Genomic DNA, 11,430 nt, shown 5'->3' on the forward strand with positions numbered 1-11,430 from the left:
GCTCATTAACACCATAAACTAAGTAAAGGAGCCATAAAGACAGGGGTAATCTTTATCTTTTCATAGAGGAAAGATATAATTAAAAGATTTCCGATAAAAGGCTTTTAATTATATTCCAAACCTGCATACATATACCGTCTTTTTTACGTTTTTTGCATATTAAAGAATAAAAAAATCCCATTTCTGTATATTCTTTCCAAAATATTCCCTACTTTTGCACCAACTTAAGAATAATTATACAGAAACATGAAAAAGAAAGCCAATCGGTTAGATGCCATCAAGATGATTATCTCAAGCAAAGACATCAGTTCTCAGGAAGAGCTGTTGCAGGCTTTGGACAAAGAGGGCTTTGAGCTGACACAAGCCACCTTGTCACGCGACTTGAAACAGTTGAAAGTAGCCAAAGCGGCCAACATGAACGGGAAATATGTATATGTTCTTCCCAACAACATCATGTACAAGCGCAGCAACGACCAGAGCGCAAGCGAAATGCTGATGACCAGCGGCTTCATTTCCCTCCATTTCTCCAAGAACATTGCCGTCATCCGCACCCGGCCCGGCTATGCCAGCAGCATGGCTTATGACATCGACAACCGCGAATGTCCCGCCGTACTGGGCACCATTGCCGGCGACGACACGATCATGATGGTTCTGCACGAGGCTACATCCCACGAAGAGGTGCGTATGTTTCTGTCACAAATCATTCCTAACATAAAGTAAACCTGTACAACTATATTACAACGAATATATAACGAAATAAAAGAAATGGATTCGAAACAGATTGATGTGATGGTGGCCGACGCCTCACATGAAGTTTACGTGGATAAGATTTTGGATACCATCCGAGAAGCTGCCAAGGTGCGCGGAACGGGCATCGCAGAACGCACACACGAATATGTGGCGACTAAAATGAAAGAAGGAAAAGCTATCATAGCTTTATGTGGAGACGAATTTGCAGGTTTCACCTACATAGAAAGCTGGGGAAACAAGCAGTACGTGGCAACATCGGGCCTCATCGTACATCCCGATTACCGCGGCTTGGGACTGGCCAAACGTATCAAGACGGCTTCTTTCCGCCTGGCACGCCTGCGGTGGCCCAAAGCCAAGATATTCAGTCTGACCAGCGGAGCGGCCGTTATGAAAATGAATACCGAACTGGGCTACGTACCGGTTACTTTCAATGAACTAACAGACGACGAGGCTTTCTGGAAAGGCTGCGAGGGCTGTATCAACCATGACATACTGGTAGCCAAAAACCGGAAGTTCTGCATTTGCACGGCAATGCTTTACGACCCGAAGTTACACGAGGAAGATAAAATATAATTAATTATAGATTTTGAATTATGAATGGGAACACACGGACTCGTTATAACCAGCCTGATTCCTAATTTATAATTCAACATTCAAAATTCATAAGTATTATGGAAAAGAAGAAAAAAGTAGTAGTTGCATTCAGCGGTGGTCTGGACACCTCATTCACAGTTATGTATCTGGCCAAAGAGAAAGGATACGAGGTATATGCGGCTTGTGCCAATACCGGCGGTTTCAGCCCCGAACAGCTGAAGACAAACGAAGAGAACGCCTACAAACTGGGTGCTGTAAAATATATTACTTTGGACGTAACGCAGGAATATTACGAAAAGAGCTTGAAATACATGGTATTCGGCAACGTATTGCGTAACGGTACTTATCCTATTTCCGTAAGCTCCGAACGTATATTCCAGGCGCTGGCCATTGCACGCTACGCCAACGAAATCGGCGCAGACGCCATTGCACATGGTTCGACCGGTGCGGGTAACGACCAGATTCGTTTCGACATGACTTTCCTTGTCATGGCTCCGGGCGTGGAAATCATCACGCTGACACGCGACATGGCTTTGAGCCGTCAGGAAGAGATAGATTATCTGAACAAACACGGCTTTGCAGCCGACTTCGCCAAACTGAAATATTCCTATAACGTAGGTCTGTGGGGTACTTCCATTTGCGGCGGTGAGATTCTGGACTCCGCACAGGGACTTCCCGAAAGCGCCTATCTGAAACATTGCACCAAAGAAGGCAGCGAACAGTTGCGCCTGACCTTCGAGAAGGGTGAGCTTAAAGCGGTCAACGATGAAAAATTCGACGACCCCATCAAGGCTATCCAGAAGGTAGAGGAAATCGGTGCGGCTTACGGCATCGGCCGTGATATGCACGTAGGCGATACGATTATCGGCATCAAGGGGCGTGTAGGTTTCGAGGCAGCCGCTCCCATGCTGATTATCGGCGCACACAAGTTCCTTGAGAAATACACATTAAGCAAATGGCAGCAATACTGGAAAGACCAGGTAGCCAACTGGTACGGTATGTTCCTGCACGAAAGCCAGTATCTGGAACCGGTAATGCGCGACATCGAAGCCATGCTGGAGTCTTCGCAACGCAATGTAAACGGTACTGCGATTCTCGAACTTCATCCGCTCTGTTTCTCTACCGTAGGCGTGGAAAGCGACGACGACCTTGTAAAGAACAAATTCGGCGAATACGGTGAAATGCAGAAAGGCTGGACAGCGGAAGACGCCAAAGGTTTCATCAAGGTAACTTCTACCGCACTGCGTGCCTATTACTCAAACCACAAAGACGAAGAAATCTAAATGATGAACCGAAAGCAAAAATTAACGCGCCCCCGAAACGGAAGAATGCTTTCCGGCGTATGTGCAGGACTGGCAAACTTTTTCGGACTCGACGTGTCACTGGTACGCATCATCTACGTTTTTGCTACGATCTTCACTGCGTTTGCAGGTACGCTTATATATATCATACTATTAGTTATAATACCAGAAGAACCCAATAGATATTACCAACATGATTAAAGTAGGAATCATCGGCGGAGCCGGATACACGGCAGGCGAACTGATACGCCTGTTACTGAACCATCCCGAAGCGGAAATCGTATTCGTAAACAGCTCGAGCAATGCCGGCAACAAAATAACCGACGTACACGAAGGGTTGTACGGAGAGACGGATTTAACGTTTACCGACGCACTTCCGTTGGACGAAATCGATGTACTTTTCTTCTGCACGGCGCATGGCGACACCAGAAAATTCATGGAAAGCCACAACGTACCGGAAGACCTGAAGATAATCGACCTCTCCATGGACTATCGCATCAAGAGCGACGACCATGACTTCATCTACGGCCTTCCCGAGCTGAACCGCCGTGCCACCTGCACGGCAAAGCATGTTGCCAACCCCGGCTGCTTCGCCACCTGTATCCAGTTGGGCCTGCTTCCGCTTGCCAAGCATCTGATGCTGAACGGCGATATTATGGTGAATGCCATCACCGGCAGTACCGGTGCAGGCGTCAAGCCGGGAGCTACGAGCCACTTCAGCTGGCGCAACAACAACCTGAGTGTGTACAAGGCTTTCGAGCACCAGCACGTGCCCGAAATCAAGCAATCGCTCAAACAGCTCCAGAACAGTTTCGATTCGGACATCGATTTCATCCCCTATCGTGGTGATTTTCCCCGCGGCATCTTTACCACTATCGTGATAAAGACCAAAGTGGCATTGGAAGAGATTGTCCGCATGTATGAAGAGTATTATGCCAAAGACTCCTTCACGCATATCGTCGGCAAGAACATCGATTTGAAGCAGGTTGTCAACACCAACAAATGCCTTATCCATTTGGAAAAGCATGGCGACAAGCTCCTTATCATCTCCTGCATAGACAACCTGCTGAAAGGAGCCAGCGGACAGGCCGTACACAACATGAACCTGATGTTCAATCTGGAAGAGACTGTCGGTTTGAGACTGAAACCCAGTGCTTTCTAAAGTATCTTTAATTTGTAATCAGTTACTGAAAGAATGAAACTATTCGATGTATATCCCCTTTTTGACATCAATATTGTCAAAGGAAAAGGCTGCCATGTATGGGACGATAAAGGTACGGAGTACCTCGACCTCTATGGCGGTCATGCAGTAATCTCTATCGGACATGCACATCCGCACTATGTAGAGATGCTCGGCAAGCAAGTAGCCACGCTTGGATTCTATTCCAACTCCGTTATCAACGAACTGCAACAGCAACTGGCAGAACGGTTGGGAAAGGTCTGCGGATACAATGATTATTCCCTTTTCCTTATCAACAGCGGAGCCGAAGCCAACGAAAACGCGTTGAAGCTCGCTTCGTTCCATAACGGACGAACTCGCGTGGTATCCTTCTCGAAAGCTTTCCACGGACGTACTTCATTGGCGGTAGAGGCAACCGACAATCCCAAAATCATTGCTCCCATCAACAACTGCGGACACGTTACCTATCTCCCGCTGAATGATACAGAGGCGATGAAAGCCGAACTGGCGAAAGGCGATGTATGCGCTGTAATCATCGAAGGCATTCAGGGAGTGGGCGGCATACAGTTGCCCACCGACGAGTTTATGCAAGCCTTGCGCAAGGCCTGTACAGAGCACAATACGGTACTGATTCTGGACGAAATCCAAAGCGGTTACGGACGTAGCGGCAAGTTCTTCGCCCATCAGTACAACGGTATCAAGGCCGACATCATCACCGTAGCCAAAGGCATAGGCAACGGATTCCCGATGGCGGGCGTACTTATCAGTCCGATGTTTACTCCTGTTTACGGCCAGCTCGGAACCACTTTCGGCGGAAATCATCTGGCTTGCAGCGCTGCGCTTGCCGTACTGGATGTCATAGAGCAGGAAGCTCTTGTAGAGAATGCCGCCCAAGTAGGCGCATACCTGATGGAAGAGCTGAAGAAATTCCCGCAAATCAAGGAAGTGCGCGGACGCGGACTGATGATTGGTCTCGAATTTGAAGAGCCTGTCAAAGAACTGCGTTTGAGGTTACTGAAAGAACAGCATGTATTTACCGGTGTCAGCGGCACGAACGTACTCCGCCTGTTGCCGCCCCTGTGTCTCGGCATGGACGAAGCGAACCTCTTCCTGGAACGTTTTAAGAAAGCACTTTGACAATTTACGGATAATCAGCCGGCAAAAGATACGACCGAAAGAAGAATACCTTCCTGTTTCGGTCGTTTTTTCATTAAAATCTTTACCTTTGCCCGAAGACAACTTTTTAAATGACAAGATGATATGAAAACAGCAATTATCGGTGCAGGAAATATGGGCGGCTCCATCGCCCGCGGTCTGGCAAAAGGAACCATCATCCCCGCCAGCGACATCATTGTTTCTAATCCCACGCAAGGCAAACTGGATGCGTTAAAGGCTGAATTCCCCGCTTTGCAAACCACACGCGACAATCAGGAAGCCGTTACCGGCGCCGAGCTCATCATACTCGCCGTCAAACCGTGGCTGATAAAACCGGTGGTAAGCGAACTCAAGCTGAAAAGCAAGCAGATACTTATCTCCGTAGCTGCCGGCATCCCTTTCGAAGAACTGGCACACTACGTGGCAGACAAGGAGATGACCATGTTCCGCCTCATCCCCAACACCGCCATCAGCGAGATGGAAAGCATGACGCTCATTGCAAGCCGTAACGCCAGCAAGGAACAGGAACAGCTTTTGCTCGACATCTTCAACCAGATGGGACTTGCCATGCTGATTCCCGAAGATAAGATAGCGGCAACCACCGCCATGACTTCCTGCGGCATCGCTTATGTACTGAAGTATATCCAGGCAGCCATGCAGGCCGGAATAGAACTGGGCGTTTACCCCAAGGACGGCATGCGCATGATAGCCCAGTCGGTAAAAGGCGCCGCCGAACTGATTCTGAACAACGACACGCATCCCGCCATAGAGATTGACAAGGTATGCACTCCCGGCGGAATTACAATCAAGGGTATCAACGAGCTGGAACATCAGGGATTCTCTTCCGCCATTATCAATGCCATAAAAGCAAGTAAATAACCGTACTAATCCACTTAATAAAAACCACATGGACGAACAGATTAAACAAATAGCCGAACGCCTGCGCGGACTGCGCGACGTATTGGAATTGAATGCCGAAGACATCGCCCGCGATTGCGACATCCCGGCAGAAGAGTACCGTCTTGCCGAAACGGGAGAATTCGACATCTCCGTAAGCATGCTGCAAAAGATAGCCCGCCGTTACGGCATCGCACTGGATGCCCTGATGTTCGGCGAAGAGCCGAAGATGAGCAGCTACTTCCTTACCCGTGCCGGCAAGGGAACCAGCATCGAGCGTACAAAAGCCTATAAATACCAGTCACTGGCTGCCGGTTTCATGAACCGCAACGCCGACCCGTTCATCGTCACCGTCGAACCCAAGCCGGATAACGAGCCGATACACTACAACAGTCACTCCGGACAGGAATTCAACCTTGTACTGGAAGGCCGCATGATGCTGAGCATCGACGGCAAAGACTTGATTTTAAACGAAGGAGACAGTTTGTATTTCAACTCCAAACTGCCTCATGGCATGAAAGCGCTGGACGGAAAGAAAGTACGTTTCCTTGCCGTAATCATGTAACAACACATAGAAGAACGGAGAATGAAGAAATTCCAAAAGTTATGGTAGAAAGATTTTTATCGCAAACGTCCTTTACATCTCAAGAGGACTTCATCAAGAATTTAAAGATTAACGTACCGGAGAATTTCAATTTCGGTTATGACGTAGTGGATGCCTGGGCGGCCGAACATCCCGACAAGCCCGCACTGCTCTGGACCAATGACAAGGGCGAGCACATCCAGTTCTCATTTGCCGACATGAAACGCTATACGGACATGACGGCTTCCTATTTCCAGAGCCTCGGCATCGGCCACGGCGATATGGTAATGCTCATTCTGAAACGCCGCTATGAGTTCTGGTTCAGCATCATCGCGCTGCATAAGCTGGGAGCCGTCGTTATCCCCGCCACACACCTGCTTACCAAGAAAGATATTGTATACCGCTGCAATGCCGCAGACATCAAGATGATTGTCTGTGCCGGCGAAAGCGTCATTACCGACCACATCACGGCTGCCATGCCCGACTCTCCGAGTGTGAAGAAGCTGGTCAGCGTAGGCCCGGAGATAGCCGAAGGTTTTGAGGACTTCCACAAAGGCATTGCCGATGCCGCCCCTTTCGCACGGCCGGAGCATCTCAACAGCAACGACGATATTTCCTTGATGTACTTCACCAGCGGCACTACCGGCGAACCCAAAATGGTGGCGCACGACTTCACGTATCCGTTGGGGCACATCGTTACCGGAAGTTTCTGGCACAACCTGCACGAAAACAGCCTGCACCTCACCATTGCCGATACGGGCTGGGGTAAAGCCGTATGGGGCAAGCTGTACGGACAATGGATAGCCGGAGCCAACATCTTTGTATACGACCACGAGAAATTCACTCCTGCCGATATTCTGACAAAGATACAGGACTATCACGTCACCTCGCTTTGTGCACCGCCTACCATCTTCCGGTTCCTGATTCACGAAGACCTGACGAAGTACGACCTCTCTTCATTGCAGTATTGCACCATTGCCGGAGAAGCGTTGAACCCCGCCGTATTCGATACATTCAAGAAACTGACAGGCATCAGCCTCATGGAAGGTTTCGGACAGACCGAAACCACCCTTACCGTAGCCACCATGCCGTGGATGCAGCCCAAACCGGGCAGCATGGGATTACCCAATCCCCAATACGACGTAGACCTGATAGACCATGACGGCCGTTCGGTAGAGGCCGGTGAACAAGGACAGATTGTAATCCGTACCGACAAAGGCAAGCCGCTCGGTCTGTTCAAGGAATATTACCGCGACGCCAACCGCACCCGCGAAGCATGGCACGACAACATCTATTACACCGGTGACGTTGCCTGGAAGGACGAGGACGGCTACCTCTGGTTTGTAGGCCGCGCCGACGACGTTATCAAGAGCAGCGGTTACCGCATCGGCCCGTTCGAAGTGGAAAGCGCCCTGATGACGCATCCCGCAGTTATAGAATGTGCCATCACCGGAGTTCCCGATGAAATACGGGGACAAGTGGTGAAAGCCACCATCGTACTGTCCAAAGACTATAAGAACCGCGCCGGCGAGGAACTGGTCAAGGAGTTGCAGAACCACGTAAAGAAAGTGACCGCTCCTTACAAATACCCCCGTGTCATAGAGTTCGTTGACGAACTTCCCAAGACCATCAGCGGTAAGATACGCCGTGTGGAAATCCGGAAGAACGACGAGAAATAACCGCTTCGGAATAAGCAGAAGCATAGATGGCTTGTAAAAGAGACAGCGGTTGTATCAAAATGATGACTGACGTATTATCTGTCATTCTATAATTGATACAACCGCTGTCCTGTTCTTTGGCATGAAGACTACCGCTTCCGTACTATATCCTGCAAACTCTTCTCTGCCGACGACCACACATTCTCGGCCAATGCCGCCATACGAGGAAAGAGCGAGAACTCCGTTTCCATGTAACAGGAATATACCCTGTCCATAAGCACCCCGGATAAGTTCAGTCCGTCGAATAGTCAACGAATAAGGAAGCCACCGGAAATTCCACTGTTATTCCGATTGACCAGCATATTTCTTGAATAACATAGATGATGAATTATTAACCTTGCAAATATAAGATTTTCATGCAAATAAAAGGATAAAAGGATTATATTTGCACAAGATTCAGAGAACGCCACGACATCATGAATAGTAAAATGCGGACCGGAAGAGATATGCTTCTCTTAATGATTATACTGTTTCTGTCCGATAATATATGCGCACAAGATGCTTATATCCACCGTCTCGGCATTGAAGGCCGGGCGGGATATATTTTCCCCACCAGCTCCTTTCTGCGGGGTGAAAACGATATGCGCAAAATAATGAGGTCTGCTTGCTCCGCCCACTTGAAGTACTCATTCCGGCTGCCACCGGGTACTGCCGCCGACCGGGTATACGGAAGTTCCTATCAGGGAATAGGATTGGGCTATTTCGATTTCGGCAACCGCAGGGAAATGGGAACTCCCGTTGCCCTCTACGCCTTCCAAGGCGCCCGCATCGCCGGAATCACTCCCCGCTTGTCGCTTAACTACGAATGGGGGTTCGGCGCATCTTTTGGCTGGAAGCCGTATGACTATCTCAGCAATCCCAACAATACTGTAATGGGAAGCAAAGTAAACGCCTATCTCAGCGCAGGCATTCACCTGAACTGGATACTTTCCCCGCGGTTCGACCTCAATATCGGCGCAACGGCAGTACATTTCTCCAACGGCAATACCCGGTACCCCAACACCGGACTGAACACGATAGATTTTAAAATCGGAGTGGCATATAATTTCAACCGGGACATTGACAAAACCTTGCAACCGTTGCAGCAAATTCCGGTTCCGGCATTCCCCCGGCATGTCAGCTATGACCTTATGCTGTTCGGTTCGTGGAGACGGAAAGCCGTAGACGTTCCCGGCGGACAAGTCCCCGCTCCCGGCAAATACGGCGTAGCCGGGTTCTGTTTCGCTCCGATGTATAACTTCGGATATAAATTCCGTGCAGGAGTATCTCTGGACGGTGTCTATGATGCCAGCGCCAACATTTATACAAAGGATTACGCTACCCAGCTCGACGATGCCAGCGAGGAAGAGGCATTCGGCACTCCCCCGCTTCGCAAACAACTCTCTCTGGGTGTCTCGGCACGCGGAGAATGGGTAATGCCCTACTTTACCGTCGGCATAGGTTTCGGAGCCAATATCCTGCATGGCGGGGGCGACTTGCAATCATTCTACCAAATCCTGGCCCTCAAAATAGATATGACCCGCGACACATTCCTGCATGTCGGCTACAACCTGAAGGATTTTCATGAACCCAACTATCTGATGCTGGGTATAGGGTATCGGTTTAATAACAGGCGTCCCCGGCTGTATCGTTAATTAGCAAGCACTTACCTGCTTAAATTATCCAAACAATGATTTTTCGGTATGATTAGACCTGTACAACCTCAAGATGTCAAGTACATCACCGATATTTATAATGAGTACATCCTCAACAGTACCTATACATTCGAAACAGAGCCGATATCTGAAGATGAGATGCGCCTGCGTATAGCAGAAATTTTTCCCCACTTTCCCTTTTTCGTATGCGAAACAGACCATAAAGTTGTGGGATACTGCTATGCACATCCCTGGAAACAACGGACGGCTTACCGATATACCCTCGAAACGACAGTATACCTGTCTGCCCGACATAGAGGAAAAGGACTCGGCAAACTGCTGATGCAGGTTCTCATCGAAGAATGCCGGCAACATAATTATCACACACTGATAGCTTGTATTACCGCTTGTAATACGGCCAGTTGTTCCTTACACAGCAAACTTGGCTTTACACAAGTTTCCCACTTCAAGGAAGTAGGCATGAAGTTCGGAGAATGGCTGGATGTAGCAGATTATGAACTGATATTGAAATAAAGAAAACTGTTTTTTGGTCGTCACTCGTCACCTATTGCCCGTATCCCTTTACCAGAGGGCGATACAGAGGTGACGAGAAGTGTGACGACCGGTGACGAGAAACTATCGGTCATCACTAAAATGTCCGCTTTTTCAGCATTTCATCTTCTATAACTACTTAATTATCTGTTACTTTACCCAATAATACACATCTCATCATATTTTGAGGCATTCTGCCCATATTAAGGGGAAAAAGTACCCCAACCCCTTACATTTTGTCCCAAAATGCACAAGGAAAATACACTTTCTCCTTGTTCTTTTTCTTGCGTTGCACCTTATATTATGCCGTCATAGCTCTTGATAAATTCCGTTTTGCAGCTGCGAACCATACGGTTTCCATCTGCGGGCTGTACGGCCCGCAATTGGCAACCGTAGAGCCCGCAATTGCAAAACGAGGTTTTTGCTGATATACAGCTGCATTTACAATGCTCCTTTACGACATAATACACTATGGACAACGATATTTCTTACAGGGGATTCCAACTGAAACAGCTAACGTATATACTTTTTCGGTTTACATCTTGGTTTACATGAGCGGCATAATTCAAGGTAAAATGGGGTCAATGTAAAAACCTGAGGGGTAAATTTATAAATTGTTATCTTTGTCTCCAAATTCATAGCTTATGGAATTAAACGGTTATTGCCTTCTTCTTCCTGAAGGCACTTTAGATTACTTTGATCTTGTTGATGTGAAGGAAAGCGTAAATGAAGTTGTGATCTACCTTGAGGAGAAAAATATCGTTCCTGAGAAGTATACAGATCAGGATACTGAGAGTAAAGGCTTTTATGCTCCTGTTATTGTTCAGGATTTTCCTCTTCGTGGCAAGAAGGTCTTCCTTAATATTCGTCGTCGTCGCTGGCTCTTAAAGAAGCATAATGAGTATATCTCCCGTAACTGGCGTATGGTGGCTGAAGGTACTCGTATGACGCAGGATTTTGCGTCTTTTTTAAAAGAACTGTATTGATAACTATCCGATCAGTTGCAAGCTCTTAGGTGTTTTATATGGAGTTGACGGGGATTTATTGGAGCGTCAATACCGTAACC

The 11,430-nt window shown here is 48.1% G+C and carries 13 protein-coding genes; 12 read left to right on the forward strand and 1 reads right to left on the reverse strand.

The window, feature by feature from the left end; all coding sequences use genetic code 11:
- The first annotated feature begins 246 nt into the window (after positions 1-246).
- The 9 genes from argR to AB5903_RS20675 all read left to right on the forward strand — a co-directional run bounded on the left by argR (position 247) and on the right by AB5903_RS20675 (position 8,139).
- On the forward strand, positions 247-720 hold the full coding sequence (gene argR / locus AB5903_RS20635; protein WP_368118204.1) for an arginine repressor: 474 nt from the start codon (positions 247-249) through the stop codon (positions 718-720).
- A gap of 45 nt (positions 721-765) precedes the next feature.
- Positions 766-1,323: a GNAT family N-acetyltransferase gene (locus AB5903_RS20640; protein ID WP_005652819.1), complete on the forward strand. Its 558-nt coding sequence runs from the start codon at positions 766-768 to the stop codon at positions 1,321-1,323.
- A 95-nt stretch (positions 1,324-1,418) separates the two neighbouring features.
- Complete coding sequence (locus AB5903_RS20645; RefSeq protein ID WP_117740470.1) at positions 1,419-2,627, forward strand: argininosuccinate synthase; 1,209 nt, start codon at positions 1,419-1,421, stop codon at positions 2,625-2,627.
- Positions 2,628-2,846, forward strand: coding sequence for a PspC domain-containing protein (locus tag AB5903_RS20650; protein WP_005652822.1), 219 nt, complete (start codon positions 2,628-2,630; stop codon positions 2,844-2,846).
- Positions 2,839-3,807, forward strand: coding sequence for an N-acetyl-gamma-glutamyl-phosphate reductase (gene argC / locus AB5903_RS20655; RefSeq protein ID WP_005652824.1), 969 nt, complete (start codon positions 2,839-2,841; stop codon positions 3,805-3,807). Before AB5903_RS20650 ends, argC begins: the two co-directional genes overlap by 8 nt.
- Positions 3,808-3,840: 33 nt before the next feature.
- Complete coding sequence (locus AB5903_RS20660) at positions 3,841-4,962, forward strand: aspartate aminotransferase family protein (RefSeq protein WP_005652826.1); 1,122 nt, start codon at positions 3,841-3,843, stop codon at positions 4,960-4,962.
- 123 nt (positions 4,963-5,085) lie between these two features.
- Positions 5,086-5,859 (forward strand): pyrroline-5-carboxylate reductase, encoded by a 774-nt coding sequence (gene proC, locus AB5903_RS20665; RefSeq protein ID WP_016661175.1) that lies wholly within the window; start codon positions 5,086-5,088, stop codon positions 5,857-5,859.
- A 28-nt stretch (positions 5,860-5,887) separates the two neighbouring features.
- The gene (locus tag AB5903_RS20670; RefSeq protein ID WP_005652831.1) at positions 5,888-6,442 is read left to right on the forward strand and encodes a helix-turn-helix domain-containing protein; all 555 of its coding nucleotides are present in this window, start codon (positions 5,888-5,890) and stop codon (positions 6,440-6,442) included.
- 41 nt (positions 6,443-6,483) lie between these two features.
- Positions 6,484-8,139, forward strand: a complete 1,656-nt coding sequence (locus tag AB5903_RS20675) for an AMP-binding protein (protein WP_118153461.1) — start codon at positions 6,484-6,486, stop codon at positions 8,137-8,139.
- A gap of 128 nt (positions 8,140-8,267) precedes the next feature.
- Here AB5903_RS20675 and AB5903_RS20680 read toward each other — a convergent pair whose 3' ends face one another.
- The gene (locus AB5903_RS20680; protein WP_258997704.1) at positions 8,268-8,393 is read right to left on the reverse strand and encodes a hypothetical protein; all 126 of its coding nucleotides are present in this window, start codon (positions 8,391-8,393) and stop codon (positions 8,268-8,270) included.
- A gap of 201 nt (positions 8,394-8,594) precedes the next feature.
- On the opposite strand from AB5903_RS20680, the gene AB5903_RS20685 reads away from it, so the two are divergent.
- The 3 genes from AB5903_RS20685 (at position 8,595) to AB5903_RS20695 (ending at position 11,350) form a co-directional block, all read left to right on the forward strand.
- The gene (locus AB5903_RS20685) at positions 8,595-9,812 is read left to right on the forward strand and encodes an acyloxyacyl hydrolase (protein ID WP_272710873.1); all 1,218 of its coding nucleotides are present in this window, start codon (positions 8,595-8,597) and stop codon (positions 9,810-9,812) included.
- Positions 9,813-9,860: 48 nt separating this feature from the next.
- Positions 9,861-10,346: a GNAT family N-acetyltransferase gene (locus AB5903_RS20690; RefSeq protein WP_005652839.1), complete on the forward strand. Its 486-nt coding sequence runs from the start codon at positions 9,861-9,863 to the stop codon at positions 10,344-10,346.
- A 662-nt stretch (positions 10,347-11,008) separates the two neighbouring features.
- Positions 11,009-11,350 (forward strand): hypothetical protein, encoded by a 342-nt coding sequence (locus AB5903_RS20695; RefSeq protein WP_005653519.1) that lies wholly within the window; start codon positions 11,009-11,011, stop codon positions 11,348-11,350.
- The last annotated feature ends 80 nt before the right edge of the window (positions 11,351-11,430 follow it).

The organism is Bacteroides sp. 2201st1_D9_2201SCRN_220225 (assembly GCF_040928965.1).
GTDB lineage: Bacteria > Bacteroidota > Bacteroidia > Bacteroidales > Bacteroidaceae > Bacteroides > Bacteroides stercoris.